Genomic DNA, 21,046 nt, shown 5'->3' with positions numbered 1-21,046 from the left:
AGGAAACGAGGAAAAGCGGAGAAAACAGGGAGAGCGTAGACGGCGGCGAACGGCTCAGTCGGCGTTGACCGGCGCGACGTTCGCGGAGGCGTTCGTCGACGCGCCCTCGTCGGTCGGGGCGTTGACGAACATCGCGTGCCCGATGAGGCCCACGGAGACGGTGGCGGCCACCGGGACGGCGGTCGTCAGCCCGAGTCCGGCGACGGTGAGCGCGCCGGTGAGGCCGAGGAGTGCGAGCGGAATGAGGCCGAGAACGAGGTCGTAGTATCCGGTCATGATTTCTATTACATAGTATGCAGGATACGCATATAAGTGTTCCCCATAGGCACCTGGTATTTCATGCGTTGGCGACTGGTATTCGGTGTAGATAATCGCCATAAGTTATCAATCAGTTATAGACGCCGTTCCGGCCCGTAGACGGCCTCTAACGGCCGATCTATCGAGGTCGCCGACGGTCGTGAACAGTAAACGGCGAAACCGTTCGAACGCTTGGCATTATTTGGGGCGTTCATCCGCCTATTAGTGACTGTGTGCCATACTATCGAGTGCGCGCGGAGGGGGGCCAGCGGGGTTCCATCCGAGCGCCCGATCCAGCCCCGGAACCGGGCTGTCATCCCACCTTTCGACGGCTTCAAATCGGGGGGAGCCGTACGCCTCGGGCACGTGAACGGCAACGACAGGTCCATCGTCGGCCTCGTGATGGTCGGCCACGCGATGGTGCACACGTACGAACTCTCGATCCCGATCCTGGTGTCCGTCTGGCTGGTCGAGTTCTCCGTCACCGAGGCGACGATCGGACTGGTCGTCACCGCAGGGTACGCGCTGTTCGGGATCGGCGCGCTGCCGGGCGGCGTCGTCGCCGACGCGGTCGGATCGCGGCGGGTGATCGCCGCCTGCCTGCTCGGGATGAGCGGCTCCTTCCTCGTTTTGAGCGTCGCGCCATCCATCCCGGTGATCACCGTCGCGCTCCTGCTGTGGGGGACAGCGGCGTCCGTCTACCACCCGTCGGGGCTCTCGCTCATCAGCACCGGCGTCAGCGAGCGCGGGAGCGCCTTCGCCTACCACGGGATCGCCGGCAACGCGGGCATCGCGGTCGGGCCGCTCGCGACCACGCTCCTGCTGATCCCCTTCGGCTGGCGGACCGTCGTCGGCCTGCTCGCGCTCCCCGCGGCGGTCGGCGGCCTGTACGCGCTGCGAGTCGACGTCGAGGAGGGCGCGGCGGTAGCGGCCGACGGCGACGGGCGCGCCGACCCCGTCTCCTCGCTTGCGGAGTTCCTCGCCGGGAGCCGGTCGCTGTTCGCCGGGGCGTTCGTCGGCGTCTTCGCCGTCGTCGTCGCGTCCGGGCTGTACTACCGCGGCGTCCTCACCTTCCTCCCCGAACTGCTGGCCGACGTGGAGGCGCTGTCGCCGGTCCCCGTCGCCGGGACGACCCTCGAACCGGCGCGCTACGCGTACGTCGGCCTGCTCACGGTCGGGATGGCCGGCCAGTACGTCGGCGGACGGCTCACCGACCGGATCCGGACGGAGGCGGGGATCGCGGCGGCGTTCGCCACGCTGGCCGTGCTCGCGGTCCTGTTCGTCCCGGCGGCCGACGCCGGCCTAATCCCGCTGGTCGCGCTCGGCGCGGCGCTTGGCTTCACGCTGTTCGGCGTCCAGCCGCTGTATCAGGCGACTGTCGCGGAGTACACGCCGGCCGGGACGCGCGGGCTCTCCTACGGGTTCACCTACCTCGGCACGTTCGGCGTCGGCGCGTTCGGCGGGACGCTCGCCGGCGCGGTGCTGACGTACGCGACGCCGACGGCGCTGTTCCTCGCGCTCGCGGGCGTGGCGACGGTCGGCTCGCTGGTCGGCGTCGCGCTGTACTACGCGACGGGTTAGCGCCCGGAGAGCACGCGCCCGGCCGCGACCCGCCACGTCACGAGAAACAGCAGCCCGATCCCGGTGATGACGAGCGGGAACGGCCAGGTCGTCCCGCCGACGAAGTACGGCGACCCGCGGAGCAGGAGGCCGACGTTCGCCGCGCCGAGCCACGCCGCCGTCGTCAGCCGGACGGTCCGCGTCGGCGTCGCCAGCGCGCCGTCGTCGTAGAGGCCGACCAGCGGCGCGGCGACCGCCCAGCCGACCAGGAACGGCGCGATCGTTTCGAGCACGTGGAGCGGCTGGGCGACCGGGTCGATGCCGTGGCTCAGCTCACCGACGATCAGGAACGCTGCGACCACGAGCGCGTCGCCGGGGACGAGCACGCTCACGGACCGGCGGGCGGGCGACCGGTTTCCGGCGTCGTGCGAGGCCATGCCGGAAACTGCGGCCTCCCGGGTTATCCATCCGACGGTTTCACGCCCGCCACGACGTACGCGAAGCCGGGTTCGGGCACCAGCGTCGAGAAGCCCGCGCGCCGCAGGTCGGCCGACAGCGCGGTAGGCTCCCGGAACGTCGAGTCGAACCCGACGGCGCGCTCGGCCGCCACGAGCGCGCGGCCGCGGACCGTCCGGGGGTCGAAGTCCGCCACCGCGAGCACGCCGCCCGGGCGGAGGACGCGGTACGCCTCCCGGACCGCTTCTGACTGGTCGGCGACGTGGTGGAGCGCGTCGACGACGACCACCGCATCGACCGACCCCTCGCGGACCGGGAGCCGCGCCGCGTCGCCGCGCACCGCCGCGAGGTCCCGGTCCGCCGCGCGGGTGAGCATGCCCTGCGCGGCGTCGACGACGGTCCACTCGACGTCCGGCAGCCCCCGGGCGGCGCGTCCCGTCCCGCCGGCGACGTCCAGTCCCCGCCGGACCGGCCGCTCGGCGAGTTCGAGCGCGCTCCGGAGCGCGTCGGCGTCGACACCGGGCATCGCGAGGTCGTACCACCGGGCGAAGCGGTGGAACGGTCGGACGTCCCCCGTCACGGATCGTCCGTCGGTGCGCGGGCGCTTCCCTCTTGGGGCGACGGGCGTTTTATCCCGGTCGCGTCCCCTCGGATCAGGTATGTCTCAAGCCGACGACCGACCGCCGGACCGACCCGGGATCGACGACGCGATGGACGAACTGGAGGAACTGGAGGGGATCGTCGACTCCGAGGACGAGCGCAAGCAGGTCAGGGAGACGATGCGGACGCTCCGGAAGGCCGAGAACCCGCCCCTGTTCGGCCGGATCCGGTCGAGTTTCGACGTTCGGGACGCCGGCGAGGCGCTGGTCGGCAGCCTCATCTTCGGCGTCCCGATGCTGGTCGAGGACGGCACGCTCGACGTCGGGCGCTACATCGCCGATCATCCGCCGTACTTCCTCGTGACCGTCCTGATCGGGCTGGTCGTCACCGTCGGCATCCTCCACGCCGTGGGCTTTGCGGACGTCGAGAGCGACCTCCTGTTCGGGGTGGTGCCCCGGCGCCTCCTCGGTATCCTGGTCGTCTCCGGCGCGACGGCCCTCGTCCTGATGACCGCGTGGGGCCGCGTCGACTGGGCCGAGCCGTGGGTCGCGACGTGCCAGACGACCGTCACCGGCGTCGTGATGGCGATCGGTGCCGCGCTCGGCGACATCCTCCCCGAGGGGTGAGACGGACCGCCGTTCCCGTGTTCGGCCGTCGTCCGGGGAGCGGCTACCGACGGTACCGTACGGCAGTCCGTAAACGCGGCGACGTTTTATGTACCGGTCAGCCGATAGGTGAGCCATGAACCGACCGCCGCCCGTCGGGGGCGCGAGCGCGACCGCGGCTGTCACCGGGGCGTCCCGGGGGGACCGGCCGTGACGGTCGAGACCATCGTCTACGACGAGGCCGGGGCGTCGTCGTACGACGACGTGGCGACGGCCCGCGACGCCCCGGGGACGACGTGGGTCCGCGTCGTCGGCCCCACCGAGGCCGAACTGACGGCGATCAGGGACACCTTCGGGATCCATCCGCTGGAGACGGAGGACGTGCAAAACGGCGTCCGGCCGAAGGTGGAACTGTTCGACGACCACACCTTCGTGCTGGTCAAGGAGGCCGAACTCGCCCGCGGGGAGACGACGTTCGAGGAGGAACTGGTCGAGGACCCCATCGGGATCTTCTTCGGGGACGGCTGGGTCGTCACGCTGGCTCCCAACCGCATCGACGCCGTCAGGCGCGCCTGGGAGGCCGTCGGGCGCGGCGACGCCCGGCTGGTCGCCCGCGGGGCGGACTTCGCGGCCTACCGGATCCTGGACGGCATCGTCGACGACTACTACGGCCTCTTGGACGAGATAGAGGACGACATCGAACGCGTCGAGGACGAGGTGATCGACTCGCCCGACGTGGGGACGCTGGAGCGGATCCAGAGCCTCCGGCGGGAACTGCTCTCGCTTCGCCGCCTCGTGTGGCCGGTCCGGGACGCCGCCAGCGTGCTCGCACGCGGCGACCCCGACCAGGTCACCGAGGAGGCCGAGAAGTACTACCGCGACGTGTACGACCACGTCGTCCAGCTGGTCGACCTCGTGGAGACCTATCGCGACCTGGCCAGCGGCGCGCGGGACATCTACCTGAACTCGCTGTCGGCCTCGACCAACGAGGTGATGAAGAAGCTCACCGTCGTCGCCACCATCGTCCTCCCGCTGACGTTCGTCGCCGGCGTGTACGGGATGAACTTCGACGGGAGCCCGTACAACATGCCGGAGCTGACGTGGCGGTACGGCTACCCGGCCGTGCTGATAGTGATGGCCCTGCTCGCGGTCGGGATGGCGGCGTACTTCCGGCGCGAGGGGTGGCTATAGCCCGCCCGACCGCCGTGTCCCGATCCGGACTGCCGTCCGGGGACCGCAAGGGGCGTCCCTTGAGTTGTAGGGTGACGAACTAAGCCCGTCCGCCGGCGTGGTTCACCGGGGCACCCGGCATGGACAGCACAGATACGGTACGGTACGATCCCGAGTCCGAGACGTACACGGCACGCCACGCACAGGGAGGCGGGCGGACGGCCGTCCACAGCGTCGTCGAGGCGGTCGCGGCGGCGACCGACAGCGAGCCCACGGCCATGGAGCCGCTGTACGAGACGCTCGACCCGCACGCGCTGGACTGGCTGTGCGGGCGGGGCGGCGAGCGCGGTCGAACGTCCCCGGGGACGGTCGTCTCGTTCCGGTTCGAAGGCTGCGCCGTCTCCGTGCACGCCGACGGCCGGGCCGTGGTGTCGAAACGCGGCGACCGTCCGTGAGGCCGTCGCGGCCCGAGCGGGCCGTCAGTTCGCGCCCGAGCCGTCGAAGACCGCCGCGAGGAGCTTGCGCTCGGCGGCGTGGATGTGTTCCGAGAACGTCGCCGAGGAGATGCCGAGCGACTCGGCGACCTCCTCGCCGGTACAGTCGCGGGGCCAGTCGTAGTACCCCGCCTCGTAGGCGGCACACAGGACCTCGCGCTGCCTGTCGGTGAGCCGCTCGGCCAGCAGTTCGGTGAACCCCGACTGTGGGAGCAGCGGGGTGACGGCCTCTTTCCGCTGCTTCCTGACCACCTCCGCGCCGGGGGACTCGTCGAGGAACCGGTCGACGACGTCGCACGGGTCGTGCCGCGGGGGTATCTCCGCGACGATCCGCCCCTCGCCGTCGGCGGCGTACACGTCCCGCGGGAGCGCGCCGAGTTCGGCGAGCGCGAAGGCCGGGCAGTCCCCGGAGACGAGGAACTCGAACAGCCCCCCGTGCTCGTACTCCCTGAGCAGGGAGACGTCGACCGTCTCCCGGTCGGCCGTGAGGTCGAGGATCCGCCCGGGCTCGACGTCGGTCACGTTGAAGAACTCGGCGTAGCGACCGCCGTCCCGGGGCACCATCTCGGCGAGTTCGAAGACGCACTCCTCCGAGTCCGACGCGGACACGAACGGGTACTCCGGGTCGCGAAAGGAGAACTCCACCTCGGCCACCGGGCCGGTCTGCCGGTCGAGCGGCTCTCGGGACATGGTCGGACGGTGGCCGCTACTCCGCCGATGGTGTTAGTCGTACCGGCCGTGGTAATGTGTTGCACGGGCGGCGTCGACGCCTACGGCCGGACGCGCGAGAGCCGCATCGCGTTGCCGGTGACGGCCGTCGTCATGCCGACGTCGCCGGCCAGCACCGCGACGACGAGGCTGACGTAGCCGAGCGGGATACCGACCGCGAGCAGCGCCTTCACGCCGAGGCTCGCCCAGATGTTCTGCCGGATGACCCCGTTGGCGGTCCGGGAGAGGTCGACGAGGTAGGGGAGCTTCGAGAGGTCGTCGGCCATCAGGGCCACGTCGGCCGTCTCGATGGCCGTGTCGGTGCCGGCCGCGCCCATGGCGATCCCCACGTCCGCGGCGGCGAGCGCCGGCGCGTCGTTGATCCCGTCGCCGACCATGGCGACGGTGCCGAACTCCTCGCGGAGTTCCTCGACTGCCTCGACCTTCTCCTCGGGGAGCAGGCCGGCCTCGTAGCGATCGATCCCGAGTTGGCCCGCGATGGCCGCGGCGGTGCCGGCGTTGTCGCCGGTGAGCATGACCGGCTCGACGCCGGCGTCGCGGAGCGCCGCGACGGCGGCCGTCGCGTCCGGCCGGACCGTGTCCGCGACGGCGACGACGCCCTCGATGGCGTCCTCCGTGCCGACGAGGATCACCGTCTTCCCCTCCTCCTGCAGGCGCGGGATGGTCCCCTCGACGAGGTCGAGACAGCCCTGGCGCTCGCACTGGCTCCGGAGTTCGTCGGCGACGGCCCCGCCCGACCCCGCCGCGCCGGCGTCCGCGAGGGCCGCGCCGCCGTCCGTCGCGACGTGGACGTGATCGAGGTCGAAACCGAGGTCCTCGAAGAACGCAGGCTTGCCGGCGTAGTGGGTCGTCCCGTCGAGGTCCGCGCGGACGCCCTGCCCGGTGATCGCCTCGAAGTCGGAGACGTCACCGGCCTCGGCCCCCTCGGACTCGGCGTGCTCGACGATGGCGTCGCCGATGGGGTGCTCGCTCCGGGATTCGACGCCGCGGGCGCAGGCCAGCACGTCGGCGGCGTCGTTGCCGGCCAGCGGCACCACGTCCGTCACCGACAGTTCGCCGGTCGTGAGCGTCCCCGTCTTGTCGAGGGCGACGGCGTCGACCTCGCCCATCGTCTCCAGGTGGTCGCCGCCCTTGATCAGGACGCCGTTGCGCGCCGCGCTCGTGACCCCCGACACCACCGAGACCGGCGTCGAGATGACGAACGCGCAGGGGCAGGCGATCACCAGCAAGGCGATGCCGCGGACGGCCCACGTCACCGGGTCCGCGCCGAGCAGGGGCGGCACCGCGGCCGTCAGTATCGCCGCGGCCGTCACGACCGGCGTGTAGTAGCCGGCGAAGCGGTCGACGAACTGCTCGCGGTCGGTCCGGTTCTCCTGTGCGCCCTCCACGAGGTCGATGATCCGGGCGAGCGTGCTGTCGTCGGCCTGTGCCGTGACGCGGATCTCCAGATACCCCTGCTGGTTTATCGTGCCCGCGAAGGCGTCGTCGCCCTCGCGCTTGTCGACGGGGACGCTCTCCCCGGTGATCGGGGCCTCGTTGACCGCGCTCTCGCCCTCCGTGACCACGCCGTCGAGGGGCACCTTCTCGCCCGGCTCCACGACGACTGTCTCGCCGACGCCGACCGCGTCGACCGGCACCTCGACGAGTTCCCCGTCGCGCCTGACCACCGCGGTATCCGGGGCCAGCGAGAACAGTTCCGCCAGCGACTGGCGCGCCCGCGTGACGGAGTAGCGTTCGAGCACCTCCGCGAGGTTGAACAGGACCGCGAGCGACGCCGCCTCGACCAGGAAGTTCTCGTCGGGCACCGCGAGCGTCAGCCCCGTGGCCGCGAGTATCGCCACGGTCATCAGGAAGTCGATGTCGAGGCTCAGGTTCCGCGCCGAGTAGTAGCCGTTGCGGACGATCACCTCGCCGCCGACGGCGACCGCCCCGAGGAAGAGCGCGTCCGCCAGCGCCCACTCCCCGCCCAGCGCGGTCACGAGCGTCGCGTTCGCGCCGGGGACGCCCCACTGCACGACGAGGGCGAGCGCGAGGAACGCGCCGGCGACGCCGGTCTTGACAGCGCGGGCGCTCCGCCAGACGGCGGCCGTGTCGGCCCCCGGTTCGTCCGGGCCGCCCGCCGCGACCTCGTAGCCGGCGGCCTCGACGGCGGCGGTCACGTCGGCGGCGTCGGCGGCGGCCGGGTCGAACGTCACGTCGAGTTTCCCGGTCGTCGGGTTCGGGCTGATGGCCGTGACGCCGTCGACCTCCCCGACGCTGCCCTCGACCTTCGACGCGCAGGACGCACAGTCCATGTCGGGGACCGAGAGCGTTATCGACCGCCCGTCCGCAGTCTCGTTGCTCATTGGCGGTGAGTACGAACCGTTCGTTTATTAATCCTCCTGCTATCAGAGCGGCCGGGGATCGCAGTAGTAAATAAAGAACTGGATCCGAGTTATTAACTCGTGGGCAGTGACGCCGTCCGGAACGGACGCCCATCCTGCCACCTGCAAGACATATATACGACGAGAGTCAAACGGCCGACGATGGCTGTGACCGACAGGCGGGGCTGTGACGGCTGCGGGCGAAGCCTGCCGGTCGACGATCTGTACTCCGTGACGATGCCGGACGGCCACACCGCGGTCTGCTGCCCGGAGTGTCGCGAGTACGCCGAGACGGCCGCCGAGAAGGCGGCCGGGCTGGACCAGCGACGCCGCTCCTGTGACGGCTGCGGGGCCGAGCACCGCGTGGCGGACCTCACGGAGGTGACGCTGTCCGACGGGACGTCCGTGCTGTGCTGTGGGGAGTGCGAGCGGCACGTCCCGGGCCGCGGCGACGACCGCACGTCGACGACGGGCGACCGGGCGGCGGCCGACGACACCGACGGGGCGGCCGACCGCTCGGCCACGGACGAGACGGACGAGACGGCGGTCACGCGAAACGCCTGCGACGGCTGTCGCGAGGAGTTCACCGTCGAACTGTACCGCGTCGAGATGGTCGACGGCCGGACGCAGTCGTTCTGTCCGGACTGCAAGGACGAAGGCTTAGCGGACGGCATCGTGAAGGCGGTGCGGATGCGCCGGGCCGAGGCGTACGCGACGCTCGGCGTCGACGGCGATGCCGACGACGAGGCGATCCGGTCGGCGTTCCTGGAGAAGGTAAAGGAGGCGCATCCGGACCGCGCGGGCGGCAGCCAGTCGGAGTTCAAGGCCGTCAAGCGGGCGTACGAGCGGCTCACGGAGTGAGCCGCGGGCGGGGGCGACGCCCGCCCCGCCTCACTCGGCGCGTGGGGTCTCCCGCCGGAGGAAGGCCAGCGTCCCCGGGTCGAAGTGGTACCGCGCGCCGCACTCGCCGCAGTCGACGTGGATCGTCCGCCCGTGGTCGTGGAGCCGCCACAGGCCGGGCTGGTCGCGGTCGACGTCGAGCGTCACGGCGGCCGAACAGCCCTCGACGGTGCAGTGGAACGGGAGGTACCACTTCGGCGTGTCCAGCCCCCCGACCGGGGCCAGCAGGCTCCGCAGGGCCGAGAGGAGTTCGAACACGGACCGGTCCATCGACTCGCCGTCGAGCGTGACCGTGTCGGACCCGGCGAGGTAGCCGCCGAGCAGGTCCGCGCTCGACGTGGCCGGCACGATGTCTACCCCCCGAGCGACGGCGTACCCGATCTCCTGGTTGACCCACTGGTTCGACGCCCCGGCCGGGGTCAGCACCGCTACGGTGACGGAACTCTCGTCGATGCGGCCCCTGAGGCTCCCCCTGTCGCGGCCCCGCTCCACCTCCTCGCCCGCGACGTGGACGTCAAAGGGCAGGTTCCGGATCGACCGGAACAGCCGCCCGACGAGTTCCCCATCCCCCGGCGCGTGCGAGACGAACACTCGCTCGTCGCTCATGAGGCCAACCTGTATCGGTCGAGGCTTAAACCCTCTCCCGACGGCCGGATCCCGTCGTCTCGGATCCGCGGGGTGTGGTGTGATACCCCCATACGTTTATGCCGAGTGTGATATTACAGTACGGTGGGGGGAACGATGCACGATCTAACAGGGTTCCAGCGGGATCTGCTGACGGTCATCGCTGGCTTGGACGACCCACACGGACTCGCTATCAAGGACGAACTCGAGAAGTACTACGAGACGGAGATACATCACGGTCGGCTGTACCCGAACCTCGACACGCTGGTCGACAAGGGGCTGGTCGAGAAGGGGGAACTCGACCGCCGAACCAACTACTACGCGCTGACCCAGCGGGGGAAACGCGAGATAGAGGCGCGCCGCGAGTGGGAGGAGGAGTACCTGGAGAGCGACTCCGAGTCCGCGACGGTCTCGTAGGCGACCCCGCCGAAGCGAACGATACGTGTTCGTGGAGCACGCAGGGACGCCCATGAGCGACAGTCCGGCATTTTTCGCCGACGAGCGGGTCCGGAGCGCCGCGGCCGACGCCGGCGTCGACGCCGACGACCTCCGGGCGCTGCTTTCGCGCCACCAGGAGGGCATGTCCGACCTGCCCGGCGTCGACGGCCTGGTGTACGAGTGGCGGACGACGCTGCGCGAGGACCCGCTCGCCTTCGCCGACGGCGAGGCGTACTACGTCGCGCTCCCGCGGCGGATCTGGCGGCAGTTCGCCGACCACCACGACATGAGCGACGCGGAATTCGAGGCGGTGCTCTCGGTCCACGAGGCGACCGCCCGGGCGGCCGCGCCCGACGACGGCGGCGACGGCCCGGCGAGCCTCGACGACGGGCACCCAATGGCGCTTCTCAAGGCGTAGCCGACGGCTCCTCGACGGTGTCGAGCACCCGCTCCGAGAACTCCGTCTGGGTCAGGTCGTCGCCGAGCCGTTCGACCCACTCGGCCTCCGCGCGCCAGGTGCCGCGAAGCTCCCCGTCGTCGTCCGTCACCGTCGCGTCGACGCTGACGGGGTCGGCGTCCTCGCCGCGGACGGACCAGACCGTCTGGAGCACCTGGCCGACCTGCCGCCCCGGGACGCCGTCGCCGGGCGCGACCGTCTCGTACTCTATCGCCAGTCGGTCGTCCCCGGCCTCCACGTCGGTCAGGTAGACGCCAAGTCCCATGAGCTGTTCGTCGAGTCGCTCCGCGAGCGGGCGGTCGTCGGGATCGGTCATACTCACCCTCGGGCGCCCGGGAGGATAGAAGTGCGGGTCGTCGGCGACCCGGGTCGACCGTCGTTACAGCGGGTCGACGAGGTCGGCGAGCGCGGCGGCCGGGTCGTCGGCCTTCGCCACGCCGCTGGCGAGCAGGACGCCGTCGGCCCCGAGGTCGCGGGCGGCCACGAGGTCCTCGCCCGTACTGATCCCCGCGCCGCAGTACACGTCGACGCTCTCGTCGACGTCCTCGGCGGCCGCGACGGCGTCCCGAACGATGTCCGGGTCGGCCTGGCTGACGGGCGTCCCGGTGCCGATCAGTTCCGGCGGCTCGACGGCGACGCCGTCCGGGCCGAGCGCGGCCGCCGCGGCGACCTGCTCGGGGTTGTTCGCGCATACGCAGGTGTCGAAGCCGACGCGCTCGGCGGCGTCGAGCGAACCGTCGATGTCGGCGAGCTTCAGCCGGTTCTCCGAGTGGTTGAGCAGCGTGCCGGTCGCGCCGGCGTCGGCGGCCGCCTCGGCGAGCGTGCTGCCGGTGTGGCTGCCGTGCTCGACGGGGCTGACGTGCTGGGCCCACGTCGTCACGCCGGTGTCGGCCACGGCCGGCAGGTGGGCGGCCTGTGGCGCGATGACGATCTCCGCGTCGGTGTCGTCGTCGACGTCCGCCGCGGCCTCCGCGACGGCGACGGGGTCACACGGGTACGCCTTCAGGTTGACGAGAACGAACATACTCGTACCGCATCGGCGGCGGGACAAATAGGTTGCGAGAACGGCAGGCGTCGCCCGAGCCGGGCGGGCTCAGTCCTTGCGCTTGACCACGTCGCCCAGCGTGTACTCGCCGGTCGAGGAGCCGCCCTCCCACTCGGTGTCCTCGCCGCCGCCGCTGCCGCTCAGGGTGATGTCGAGGTAGCCCTCCAGTTCGGACTGCACCTCGTCGCTGGGGAGCGTGTCGCCCCGCTCTAACTTCCGGATGAGGCTCGCCTTCTCGTTGAGCTCGTTGGCGAGGTCGGCCTGCGAGAGCCCGCGGTCCTCGCGGGCGTTGCGGATGCGGTCGTCGTAGTCCTGCGCGAGCTCGTCCATGTCGTCGAACATGTCCGACCGGCTCCGGGAGCCGCCGCCGGTGGAGCTCGTCGTCGAGGTGCTGCCCGAGGCGCTGGACGACGAGCTGGACCCGCCGGACGACGTCGAGTACTTGGTCGACGTCTCGCCGGACGAGGACTGGGTCTTGACCTCCGTCCCGAAGTCGGCGCAGTCGCTGCAGACGTCCAACTCCGCGCCTTCGACTTTCACCTTCTTCGGCGACGAGGTCTCCGCGCCGCACATCTCACACTGAACCATGCGTGAGGGTATATCGCGCCGCTGTATAAATGATGCGACGGGGTCAGTCGAGCCGGCCCCACGCCTCGTAGAACCGCTGGACTGCGGTGAGGTGGCCGACGACCGCGAGGAAGACGAGCAGCCACCCCGGCAGCCCGAGGCCGTAGGCCGTCGGGTCGACGGCCGCCGCCGCGAAGCCGACCGCCGCGATGATCACCAGCCGGTCGGCGCGACCCACGAGGCCGGCGTACAGGCGGTCCAGCCCGACGGCCTGGGCCTGCGTGCCGAGGTAGGAGGTCATCAGGACGCCGGTCACCGCCGCGAGGCCGAGGTCGTAGCGCCCGACGCCGGCGGCGACGCCGGCGATGATGACGATGTCGGCGTAGCGGTCGAGCACGTGGTCCAGCAGGTCGCCGGCCTCCGAGTCGACCGACTGCCGGCGGGCGAGCGCGCCGTCGATCACGTCGAACCAGCCGTTGAGCACGACCAGCGCCGAGCCGACGGCGTACCAGACTGGGTCGGCCCCGGCGAGGTAGTACGCGACGCCCGCGCCGACGGCGACCAGCCCCGCGACGGCGCTGACGCCGTTGGGCGTGAGGCCGACGCGGTCGGCCGCACTCACCCACGGGTCGAGCAGCCCGTCGACGTAGGGGCGCAGTTGGTCCAGCGTCATAGGTACTCGACGAAGGAGACGGTGCCCGCGCTCGGTTCGCGCTCGCCCGCGACGACGGCCTCGACGGCGGCGGCCACCTCGTTGGGGTCGCGGTCGGTCGTGTCCACCTCGTACACGCGCTCCTCGCCGTGGGCGTCGACCGCCTCCGCGAGGATCACGTCCAGCGCCTCGCTCTCGGCGTTTTCCTCGGCTTTCTCGGGGGGTTCGCCCCGCTCGCGGAGGCGGCGCTCGATCTCCTCGGGACGGCAGCGCAACACAACGACGCGGTCCGCGTCGAAGTGGTGCGCGAGGTGGGAGTCTATCACGGCGTCGTCGTAGTCGCCGAGCCACTCGGCGACGGCGTCCATGTCGGCGACGACGCTGCCGCGCTCCTCGTCGACCTCGTCGTAGAGCCCCTCCTCGCGGAGGACCTCGTTGAGGTGGACCACGTCGAGGTCGACGTCCAGCCGCTCGGTCGCGGTCGTCTTGCCCGTCCCGGGCGTGCCGGTGACGGCGACCCTCATGCGAGCACCTCGTTCAGTTCGCTCACGGCGGTTCTGGTCTCCTCGCGCGTGCCGCAGGTGAGCCGCACGTACTCGGGGAGGCCGTAGCTCGACGTGTCACGGACGATGACGCCGCGGCGCTTCAGCGCCTCGTACGTCCCGGTCCCGTCGCCGACCTCCACGAGCACGAAGTTCCCCGAACTCGGGAGCGTCGGCGCGTCGACGTGGTCGCTGACGTACTCGCGGGCCCACGCCGCCGTCTCCACGGACTCGCGGACGTGCTCGCGGTCGCCCATCGCCGCGAGGCCCGCCCGGCAGGCGATCTCGCTGGCCGCAAACGGCGTGTTGACCCGCGCGTACGCGTCGGCCCACGCGTCCGGGACGACGGCGTAGCCGAGGCGGACGCCCGCGAGGCCGTACGCCTTCGAGAACGTCCGCAGGACGGCGACGTCGTCGCGGGGGGCGCGGTCCTCGGCGGCGTCCGAGAGGCCCGCCTCCTTGCTCGCCACGCCGCCGACCAGCGAGACGGCGGAGGGTTCGGCCGCGTACTCGCCGTAGGCCTCGTCGACGATGACGAGCGTCTCCTCGTCCGTCTCGGCCGCGACGCGCTCGATTTCGTCCAGCGCCATCACGCGCCCCGTCGGGTTGTGCGGCGAGGTGACGTAGACGACGCGCTCGCCGTCGTAGGCGTCGAGCACGGTGTCGGCGTCCATCGCGTAGTCGTCGGCCGCCGCGAGGGGGTAGGACCGGACGGCCCCGTGGTGGTAGCGGGCGCTCATCGCGTAGTAGGAGAAGCCGGGGTCGGGCACGAGCACGTCGTCGCCGGGCGACAGCGCCGCGCGGGCGAGGTAGTCGAGCGCGCCGTCGCCGCCGTTGGCGAGCCACACCTGCGCCTCGGCGACGTCCCAGGCGTCCGCGACGGCGGCGGTCAGGTCCGTGTGTGCCGCGGTCGGGTACGAGTTGGCCCGGCCGGCGGCCTCGCGGATCGCGTCGGCGGCGTCGGGGCTCGGCCCGAGCGGGTTCTCGTTCGACGCCAACTTGACGAACTCGTCGGGGTCCCGCCCGAGTTCGCGGGCGACCTCCTCTATCCCGCGGCCCGCCTCGTAGGGGTCGTGGGCCGACAGGTCTCGCGGTTGCATAGTCGGGGGAAGTGGGCGGCGGGTCTTAAGGTTGCTCAAGCCCGTTGCCGGCGGCCACGCTCCCCGGGGCGGCGTTAATCCCCGCGTTCCGCCGGAGTACGACCGGCTTACCCGAACGGCACTGTGGTAACGGATGTCATAACGAAATGATCCGGCGTGGGACAGATCGGTAACGATGACAGAGGAGGTCACGAGGCGGACGGTCCTGCGGCGCGGCGTCGCCGCGAGTGGCGGCCTGGCGGTCGGAATCGCCGGGGCGACGGGTACCGCGGCGGCGACGCTCGACTGTCCGCGCCCGTTCCAGTACTGGAAGAACCACCCCGCCAAGTTCGGCGACACGCGGACGCACTTCCGCCTCGACCGGAGCGGGGCGCGGTACGACAGGGAGACGACGTACGCGGTCCTCCGGGATCCACCCGGGGCCGACAAGGCGCTCCAGTTGGCGCGGCAGGTCGTCGTCGCGCAGGCCAACGTCGCCGCGATCCGAGTCGGTGAGGGCGGCGCGTGCGAGGAGGCGGCGACCGAGATCAAACCCCGGATCGGCGACGCACTCACGTGGCTGGCCCGGTCCGACGACGCGTCCGACGACAGGTGGGCCTACGTCGCCGCGCCCGACGACTACACGCTCACCTGGACGTGGGAGGACGCCCGCGGCGTGGACGGCGAGCCGATCCGGGACGACCTGCGGGCGTTCAACCGGGGGGAGACCTGCGACCACTGCGGCGGGAGCGGCGAGGACGAACCCGAGACCGAAGACGACGCGGAGAGCGGCCCCGAACCCGGGGACGAGTCCGGACCTGACTTCCCCTTCCGACCCTGGCGGACGTTCGTCGACACGCACCTCCGCCGCGATTGAGCCCGGGGGACGCCGGATCGCGGGGCGCGCCTACAGCGCCTCGTCGACGTGATCCGCCGCTTTCAGCGCGAGCGCGGCGATGGTCAGCGTCGGGTTCAGCGCGCCGCCCGTGACGAAGACGGAACTGGAGGGGATCCACAGGTTGGCCAGGTCGTGGGTCCGGAGGCGCGGGTTCACCACGCTCTCGGACGGGTCGGTTCCCATCCGCGTCGTGCCCATGTGGTGGAACGCGGGGCCGGTCGACGTCGGGCCGACGACCGTCCCGACCTCCGCGCCGAGTTCCTCCAGTATCGACCGCTGGACCTCGTTCGCGCGGCGGATCGTGCGCTTCGTCCGGTCGTCCAGCGACCAGCGGATCCGCGGGACCGGGTTGCCGTGGTCGTCGGTGGTCGAGGGGTCGAGCGTGACGCGGTTTTCCTTCCGCGGGAGCTGGCCGACGAGGCCGCCGACGGCGACGTGGTCGCCGTACGCGCCCCGGAGCGAGCCGAGCAGGTCGTCGCCCCACTCGTCGCCCGAGAGCGCGAGTTCGACCGGCGAGGGGCCGGCGTAGTTGAGGAACTCCAGTTTGAACGCGCCGACGTCGGCGTCCCCGTCGTCGTAGAACTGGTGGGACTCGCTGGTGACGAAGCCGACGTGGTTCTGCCGGGTCGGTTCACCGAGCCGCCCGCTCGTGCCGGCAAAGAGGTGGTCCATGAAGTACCGGCCGACCGCGCCGCTGGAGTTGGCGAGGCCGTCGGGATACTGCTCGGATTTCGACAGCAACAGGAGGCGCGGTATCTCGACGCCGCCCGCAGCGAGGACGAACTCCCGGGCCTCCTGGCGGTGTTCGCGGCCGTCCGGCGTCGCGTAGACGGCGGCCTCGACGCGCTCGCCGTCGTCGCCGTGGACGAGCCGCTGGACCGGGGCACGGTCGACTACGCGCGCGCCCTCGCGCTCGGCCTTGCGGACGTGCACGTCCGCGGAGTACTTCGCGCCCGACGGGCAGACCGGCTTGCAGGTACCGTAGCCGACGCACTCGCTCCGGTCGTCGTAGGGCTCGGAGTTGCGCGCGTTCGGCACGGAGTGCATCGCGATGCCCAGCTCCTCGCAGGCATCCGCGAACAGCGAGTCGCTGTACGACGGGCGGAACGCGGGCATCGGGAACGGCTCCTCGCGGGGCGGGGCAAAGGGATTGTCGTCGGCCCCGGCGACGCCGAGTTCGGATTCGGCCTCGGCGTAGTACGGGCGCAGGTCGTCGTAGCCGATGGGCCAGTCCCGCCCGACGCCGGCCCGCGAGCGCAGTTCGAAGTCCCGCTCGTGGAACCGCATCACCATGCCCTGCCAGTGGAGCGTCGTGCCGCCGACCCCCTTGACGCGGCCGGCGTTCAGCGGGTAGAACCGCTCGCCGTCGGCGGTGTAGGCGTCGCGCGTTCCGCCCATGTCCCACACCTCAAGCGGGTCGTGGCCGGGGCGGATCGCCCGCTCCATCCGCTCGGGGCGGTCGGCGGCGTCGAACCGCTCGCCGGCCTCCAGCACCACCACGTCGTACCCGCGGGCGCTCAGCCGGTGGGCGACGAGCGCGCCGGCCGGCCCGGCACCGACGACGCAGACGTCGGCGCGCTCGGACGGCGTGCGGTCGACGTCGCCGTCCGCGCTCATCGCGGCCCCCGCCGGTAGGTGTCGCCCCCGCCGGGGTGGCCCTGCGGGTTCTCGATCCCGACCAGTTCGCCGCCCGTCGGGGAACTGTACAGCGCGTACAGCAGTTCGTTGACGACGTAGTAGCGGATCCGGGCGGACTCGTAGCCGTCGGGGTCGGCGTCGGCGCTGTGCAGCCCCATCTCGCGCAGGTGGGCGTCGCGTTCGTCGGGGGGCAGCGCGGGGAACTCGGCGTCCCGCCACGTCCGGGCGCGCTCGTCTATCGTCGCCAGCGCCTCGCGGGTCGCCGCCCGGTACCCGTCGCGGTCGTCCGCGCGGCCGGCGACGTACGTCTCGACGAACTCGCGCACGCCGTCGAGTTCGGACGGGTAAACGACCTCGGCGACGGCGAAAAGCAGGTCGCGCTCGCGCTCCGCGGAGAGGTCGACGCCGTCGTCCGGCGCGTCGGCGAGCGACCGCCGCAAGCCGGCCGCGCCCGCCCCGACGACGACGCCGCCGGAGGCCAGCGCGGCGAGCGCGTCGCGTCGCGTCAGCTCCGTCATCAGCGTGATTAGGCAAACCTAAAACTTAGGACTTGTCGTTCGGTCTGCTCAGTCCCGTGTCGCCGTGTGGGCCAGCGTTCCGACGCCCTCTATCTCGACCTCGACGCGGTCGCCGTCGGTGAGCGGGCCGACGCCCTCGGGCGTTCCGGTGGCGATCACGTCGCCGGGTTCGAGCGTCATGTAGGTCGTTATCTCGGCGATCAGCTCCGGCACGCGGAAGATGAGGTGTTCCAGCGAGGAGTCCTGGCGCGTCTCGCCGTTCACGCGCAACCGGATCCGGGCGTCCTCGGGCACGTCTTCCGGCGGCGCGACGACCGGACCGAGCGGCGCGGCCCCGTCGAACGCCTTCCCGCGGACCCAGTTCTGTTCCCGGGACTGGTCCTCGCGGTTCGACACGTCGTTCATGCAGGTGTAGCCCGCGATCACCTCTGCGGCCTCGCTCTCGGGGACGTTCCGGCACTGCTGCCCGATCACGACGGCGAGTTCGGCCTCGTGTTCGATCCCTTCTTTCCCGGCCGGCAGGCTGATCTCGTCGCCGTGGCCCGCGACGGCGTTGGGCGGCTTCAGGAACAGCAGCGGGCGGTCCGGTACCTCCTCGTTTCGCTCCTCCGCGTGTTTCGCGTAGTTGCGGCCGATACAGACGATCTTCGAGGGTTCGGACGGGGGGAGCACGTCGACGGCGTCCGGGTCGTACGTCTCGCCGCCGAACTCGATTCCCTCGTCGGTCCACTCGCCCGTTCGCACCGCGCCGGCCTGGTCGCGAAAGCGCACGCGTCTCATGTCCGGGGAGACGGGTGACCCCCGCTAAGCCTTTGGGAAAGCGGTAGCCGACCGTGGCGTGGCCGCCCCGCTGTGAGCCCGATCCGATGGGCATATAAGCAAAAACCCGGTACGGTCTGATGCAGCCCGCTCCGTTGGTGTAGTCCGGCCAATCATTTCGGCCTTTCGAGCCGATGACCTGGGTTCAAATCCCAGACGGAGCACTTCTATCAGTTCAACTCGCGAGCGCGGCGTCCGGCGCAACGGCGGTGTCCGGCGGTCTCCGTCGACGTGGCACTACACAGGTAGCGTCTCAACTTTACTTGTCCCCTCGAAAACGGGTCCGATAGAATATAGTTCATGTCCCACACCAACGTAGCGCAACCGAACCGGACTGGGGGTGTCGACGGATGACGGAGGAAAGGACCGACCGATGGAGCCGACGCCGGGCGCTCCGGGCGGTCGGGGCGACGGCCGTGGTGACGGGGGTCGCCGGCTGCTCGGGCGGCGGCGACTCGGGCGACACGGGCGATGACGGCGGCGATCCGGGCGACTCCACCGACGGCGGCGGAGTGGACACGTCCGAATCCGACGGGAGCACGGAGGGCGGGGGCGACGGGACCTCGACCGACGACGGCACGACGGAGGAGGGCGACGACGGGTTCGAGACGGTGTTCGACGAGCGGGTGACGGAGACGAACCGGTTCACCCTCGAGTTGGAAGCCGGGGCGCGGGTCCGGGTGAGCGTCGACAGCGAGAACGACGCCACCACGCTGGCGTTCATCAGCAGGAGCGGGCACTTCCTGCTGAACGCCGGGACGGACTCGTCGGACACGTGGCTCAGGGAGATCCCCGAGAGCGGCGAGTACAAAGTCGAGATATCCCCGAACGAAGCGGCGTCGGCCACGGTCGAAGTGGCCGAACCGTCGGGCGACGGCGAGTCCGGTGGCGGTCAGGTCGGCGACGGCGCGGCGTCGCCCCGGGAAGCCGTCGAGGCGTACGTCGAGGCCGGGCAGCAGGACGACGCCGAAGCGATGGCGGCGGTCGTCCACCCGGACGGGACCGCGACCACCTCGCCCGAGGAAAGCGGCTCCGGCGGCGAGATCACCGTCCTGTCGATGGACATGGAGGAGATGTCCGAAGACCGCGCGTCCGTGGCGGTGGAGTTCGAGATGACCTACACCCAGGACGGCGAGGAGCAAACGACGACGTTCGAGACGGTGTACCAGGTCCGCACGTACGAGGGGAACTGGTACGTCTACTCCATCGACGGCGGGACGTAGCCGCTCCGTAGGTCAACCGGCGATTTGAGTCTACAGAAGGGATTCATACCTTACCGCCCACCGTGGCGTATGGAACTGAACCGGAGACGAGCACTCGTCGCGGGCGTCTCGTTCGCGAGCACCGCGCTCGCTGGGTGTCTGTCGGAGGGCGGTCCGGGCGGTGACGCCGACGGGAGCGACGACCCGGAGACCGACGACGGCGCGACGACCCCCGACCGCACCGAGACGGAGGACGACGGGAACGGCGAAAACGGCGGGACCGAACTCGACGGCGAACTGCCCGACGGCGTCGCCCGCGTCGACGAACCGCCGTACGAGATATCGGAGCCGGACTGCGACCCGCCGGAGGACGGCCGCGACCCGCTCTGGCTCTGCGAGAACATGGCCGCGGAGCCGTCAGTCGCGTTCTCGCAGGCGAACGGGCGGGGGTCGTGTCTCGCCGACGAGGGGCTCCGGCTGGACGAGTCCAACGAGAACTCCCAGTACTATGCGACGCTGTTGACCGACGAGTCGGACCTGGAACGCCTCGAGGACTCCGACTCCGAGGCGGTCGCGCTCGTCGAGGGGACCGACTTCGGGAGCGAGGCCGTGCTGGTCGCCCAGACCGGCTGGGGGTCCGGGACGGTGACGCCCCACGTCAAGCGGGTCGAGGCGACCGACGACGGGATCCGCGCGTTCGGCTGCGAGCGCCACCCCTGCGTCTACACGGCGGACCTGACCTCACGGACGGTGGCCGTGCGCTTCGAGCGCCCGGAAACGCTCGATGCGGCGACGGTGAGCCTGACCGTCGGCGAGGAGAAACGGGTCAACTTCGCCGCCGGCGAGGGCGTCGTCACGCTCGGTAACGGGTCCGACTAGCTCCGGCGGAGCGCGGCCGACCGTATAAGCCGCTCCGGGACCAACTCCCCTTATGCGAGTCGTCGTCGCCGGCACGTTCGGCCCGATCCACGACGGACACCGCGCCCTGTTCGAGGCGGCGCTGGAGCGCGGCGACGGGGGCGTCGTGGTCGGGGTCACGAGCGACGACCTGGCCCGGTCGTCCCGGGACCGCCCGGTGCCGCCGTTCGAGGAGCGCCGCGAGCGCGTGGCGGCCGAACTGGACCGCCTCGACGGGCGCGGCTGCGACGTCGAGATCCGGCGGATCGACGACGAGTACGGCTTCGCGGACGACGACCCGGCGCTCGACGCCATCGTCGTCTCGCCGGAGACGGACGACCGGGTGGCGGCGATCAACCGCCGGCGCGAGGAACGGGGGTTCGAGCCGCTGGCGGAGATAGTCGTCCCGCACGTCCTCGCCGACGACGGGGAGCGGATCTCCTCGACGCGCGTGGTTCGCGGCGAGATAGACGAGCACGGCAACGTGCTCTGAACT

At 71.2% G+C, this 21,046-nt stretch carries 26 protein-coding genes and 1 tRNA gene; 12 read left to right on the top strand and 15 right to left on the bottom strand.

What is annotated here, in order from left to right:
* Window positions 1-54: 54 nt before the first annotated feature.
* Window positions 55-276: a DUF8015 family protein gene (locus EYW40_RS00235; RefSeq protein WP_135819619.1), complete on the bottom strand. Its 222-nt coding sequence runs from the start codon at window positions 274-276 to the stop codon at window positions 55-57.
* A 387-nt stretch (window positions 277-663) separates the two neighbouring features.
* Here EYW40_RS00235 and EYW40_RS00230 point away from each other — a divergent pair, with 387 nt between their 5' ends.
* Window positions 664-1,878, top strand: coding sequence for an MFS transporter (locus EYW40_RS00230; protein ID WP_135819618.1), 1,215 nt, complete (start codon window positions 664-666; stop codon window positions 1,876-1,878).
* Here the strand turns inward: EYW40_RS00230 and EYW40_RS00225 are convergent.
* Window positions 1,875-2,294 carry a DUF3054 domain-containing protein gene (locus EYW40_RS00225; RefSeq protein WP_135819617.1) on the bottom strand — a complete coding sequence of 140 codons (420 nt, stop codon included), beginning with the start codon at window positions 2,292-2,294 and terminating at the stop codon, window positions 1,875-1,877. The genes EYW40_RS00230 and EYW40_RS00225 overlap by 4 nt on opposite strands.
* 23 nt (window positions 2,295-2,317) lie before the next feature.
* Entirely contained in the window at window positions 2,318-2,893 is a 576-nt protein-coding gene (locus EYW40_RS00220) for a class I SAM-dependent methyltransferase (RefSeq protein WP_237560544.1), read from the bottom strand.
* A 79-nt stretch (window positions 2,894-2,972) separates the two neighbouring features.
* On the opposite strand from EYW40_RS00220, the gene EYW40_RS00215 reads away from it, so the two are divergent.
* The 3 genes from EYW40_RS00215 (at window position 2,973) to EYW40_RS00205 (ending at window position 5,143) form a co-directional block, all read left to right on the top strand.
* On the top strand, window positions 2,973-3,539 hold the full coding sequence (locus EYW40_RS00215) for a DUF2391 family protein (RefSeq protein WP_135819616.1): 567 nt from the start codon (window positions 2,973-2,975) through the stop codon (window positions 3,537-3,539).
* 189 nt (window positions 3,540-3,728) lie between these two features.
* Entirely contained in the window at window positions 3,729-4,709 is a 981-nt protein-coding gene (corA, locus tag EYW40_RS00210) for a magnesium/cobalt transporter CorA (RefSeq protein WP_135819615.1), read from the top strand.
* 119 nt (window positions 4,710-4,828) lie between these two features.
* Window positions 4,829-5,143, top strand: a complete 315-nt coding sequence (locus tag EYW40_RS00205) for a HalOD1 output domain-containing protein (protein WP_135819614.1) — start codon at window positions 4,829-4,831, stop codon at window positions 5,141-5,143.
* Window positions 5,144-5,167: 24 nt separating this feature from the next.
* Here the strand turns inward: EYW40_RS00205 and EYW40_RS00200 are convergent, their stop codons facing one another.
* On the bottom strand, window positions 5,168-5,872 hold the full coding sequence (locus EYW40_RS00200; RefSeq protein WP_135819613.1) for a helix-turn-helix domain-containing protein: 705 nt from the start codon (window positions 5,870-5,872) through the stop codon (window positions 5,168-5,170).
* 80 nt (window positions 5,873-5,952) lie between these two features.
* The gene (locus EYW40_RS00195; RefSeq protein ID WP_135819612.1) at window positions 5,953-8,256 is read right to left on the bottom strand and encodes a heavy metal translocating P-type ATPase; all 2,304 of its coding nucleotides are present in this window, start codon (window positions 8,254-8,256) and stop codon (window positions 5,953-5,955) included.
* 180 nt (window positions 8,257-8,436) lie between these two features.
* On the opposite strand from EYW40_RS00195, the gene EYW40_RS20130 reads away from it, so the two are divergent.
* On the top strand, window positions 8,437-9,135 hold the full coding sequence (locus EYW40_RS20130) for a J domain-containing protein (RefSeq protein ID WP_135819611.1): 699 nt from the start codon (window positions 8,437-8,439) through the stop codon (window positions 9,133-9,135).
* A 30-nt stretch (window positions 9,136-9,165) separates the two neighbouring features.
* On the opposite strand, the gene EYW40_RS00185 is transcribed toward EYW40_RS20130, so the two are convergent.
* Window positions 9,166-9,780 carry a toll/interleukin-1 receptor domain-containing protein gene (locus EYW40_RS00185; RefSeq protein ID WP_135819610.1) on the bottom strand — a complete coding sequence of 205 codons (615 nt, stop codon included), beginning with the start codon at window positions 9,778-9,780 and terminating at the stop codon, window positions 9,166-9,168.
* A gap of 135 nt (window positions 9,781-9,915) precedes the next feature.
* Between EYW40_RS00185 and EYW40_RS00180 the strand changes: the two genes are divergently transcribed.
* Both EYW40_RS00180 and EYW40_RS00175 read left to right on the top strand, forming a co-directional pair.
* Window positions 9,916-10,215, top strand: a complete 300-nt coding sequence (locus EYW40_RS00180; RefSeq protein ID WP_135819609.1) for a PadR family transcriptional regulator — start codon at window positions 9,916-9,918, stop codon at window positions 10,213-10,215.
* Window positions 10,216-10,267: 52 nt separating this feature from the next.
* A complete protein-coding gene (locus EYW40_RS00175; protein ID WP_135819608.1) occupies window positions 10,268-10,654 on the top strand; it encodes a DUF8048 family protein in 387 nt (128 codons plus the stop codon).
* On the opposite strand, the gene EYW40_RS00170 is transcribed toward EYW40_RS00175, so the two are convergent.
* From EYW40_RS00170 to hisC, 6 genes are all read right to left on the bottom strand, one after another.
* A complete protein-coding gene (locus EYW40_RS00170; RefSeq protein WP_135819607.1) occupies window positions 10,644-11,009 on the bottom strand; it encodes a DUF8159 domain-containing protein in 366 nt (121 codons plus the stop codon). The genes EYW40_RS00175 and EYW40_RS00170 overlap by 11 nt on opposite strands.
* Before the next feature lie 63 nt (window positions 11,010-11,072).
* Window positions 11,073-11,717, bottom strand: a complete 645-nt coding sequence (gene tpiA, locus EYW40_RS00165) for a triose-phosphate isomerase (protein ID WP_135819606.1) — start codon at window positions 11,715-11,717, stop codon at window positions 11,073-11,075.
* Between the two features lie 69 nt (window positions 11,718-11,786).
* Window positions 11,787-12,326 (bottom strand): multiprotein bridging factor aMBF1, encoded by a 540-nt coding sequence (locus tag EYW40_RS00160; RefSeq protein ID WP_135819605.1) that lies wholly within the window; start codon window positions 12,324-12,326, stop codon window positions 11,787-11,789.
* 43 nt (window positions 12,327-12,369) lie between these two features.
* Window positions 12,370-12,978 carry a CDP-alcohol phosphatidyltransferase family protein gene (locus EYW40_RS00155; RefSeq protein ID WP_135819604.1) on the bottom strand — a complete coding sequence of 203 codons (609 nt, stop codon included), beginning with the start codon at window positions 12,976-12,978 and terminating at the stop codon, window positions 12,370-12,372.
* Window positions 12,975-13,481: an adenylate kinase family protein gene (locus EYW40_RS00150; RefSeq protein WP_135819603.1), complete on the bottom strand. Its 507-nt coding sequence runs from the start codon at window positions 13,479-13,481 to the stop codon at window positions 12,975-12,977. Before EYW40_RS00150 ends, EYW40_RS00155 begins: the two co-directional genes overlap by 4 nt.
* Window positions 13,478-14,599: a histidinol-phosphate transaminase gene (gene hisC, locus EYW40_RS00145; protein WP_135819602.1), complete on the bottom strand. Its 1,122-nt coding sequence runs from the start codon at window positions 14,597-14,599 to the stop codon at window positions 13,478-13,480. The genes EYW40_RS00150 and hisC overlap by 4 nt, the downstream gene beginning before the upstream one ends.
* 175 nt (window positions 14,600-14,774) lie before the next feature.
* On the opposite strand from hisC, the gene EYW40_RS00140 reads away from it, so the two are divergent.
* Window positions 14,775-15,455 carry a hypothetical protein gene (locus EYW40_RS00140; RefSeq protein ID WP_135819601.1) on the top strand — a complete coding sequence of 227 codons (681 nt, stop codon included), beginning with the start codon at window positions 14,775-14,777 and terminating at the stop codon, window positions 15,453-15,455.
* Window positions 15,456-15,485: 30 nt separating this feature from the next.
* On the opposite strand, the gene EYW40_RS00135 is transcribed toward EYW40_RS00140, so the two are convergent.
* The 3 genes from EYW40_RS00135 to EYW40_RS00125 are packed head-to-tail and all read right to left on the bottom strand — an operon-like array spanning window position 15,486 to window position 18,412.
* On the bottom strand, window positions 15,486-17,093 hold the full coding sequence (locus EYW40_RS00135) for a GMC family oxidoreductase (RefSeq protein WP_135819600.1): 1,608 nt from the start codon (window positions 17,091-17,093) through the stop codon (window positions 15,486-15,488).
* Window positions 17,090-17,632: a gluconate 2-dehydrogenase subunit 3 family protein gene (locus EYW40_RS00130; protein WP_135819599.1), complete on the bottom strand. Its 543-nt coding sequence runs from the start codon at window positions 17,630-17,632 to the stop codon at window positions 17,090-17,092. The genes EYW40_RS00135 and EYW40_RS00130 overlap by 4 nt, the downstream gene beginning before the upstream one ends.
* A 48-nt stretch (window positions 17,633-17,680) precedes the next feature.
* Window positions 17,681-18,412: a fumarylacetoacetate hydrolase family protein gene (locus EYW40_RS00125; protein ID WP_135819598.1), complete on the bottom strand. Its 732-nt coding sequence runs from the start codon at window positions 18,410-18,412 to the stop codon at window positions 17,681-17,683.
* Between the two features lie 128 nt (window positions 18,413-18,540).
* On the opposite strand from EYW40_RS00125, the gene EYW40_RS00120 reads away from it, so the two are divergent.
* The 4 genes from EYW40_RS00120 (at window position 18,541) to EYW40_RS00105 (ending at window position 21,043) form a co-directional block, all read left to right on the top strand.
* Window positions 18,541-18,615 (top strand) — tRNA-Glu (locus EYW40_RS00120).
* Between the two features lie 186 nt (window positions 18,616-18,801).
* A complete protein-coding gene (locus EYW40_RS00115) occupies window positions 18,802-19,674 on the top strand; it encodes a nuclear transport factor 2-like protein (protein WP_135819597.1) in 873 nt (290 codons plus the stop codon).
* 69 nt (window positions 19,675-19,743) lie between these two features.
* The gene (locus tag EYW40_RS00110) at window positions 19,744-20,532 is read left to right on the top strand and encodes a hypothetical protein (RefSeq protein WP_135819596.1); all 789 of its coding nucleotides are present in this window, start codon (window positions 19,744-19,746) and stop codon (window positions 20,530-20,532) included.
* Between the two features lie 52 nt (window positions 20,533-20,584).
* Window positions 20,585-21,043, top strand: a complete 459-nt coding sequence (locus EYW40_RS00105) for a phosphopantetheine adenylyltransferase (protein ID WP_135819595.1) — start codon at window positions 20,585-20,587, stop codon at window positions 21,041-21,043.
* The last annotated feature ends 3 nt before the right edge of the window (window positions 21,044-21,046 follow it).

The sequence above is a fragment of the Halostella litorea genome (assembly GCF_004785955.1).
GTDB classification, from domain to species: domain Archaea; phylum Halobacteriota; class Halobacteria; order Halobacteriales; family Natronoarchaeaceae; genus Halostella; species Halostella litorea.
This window is presented reverse-complemented; position numbering and strand designations above follow the sequence as displayed.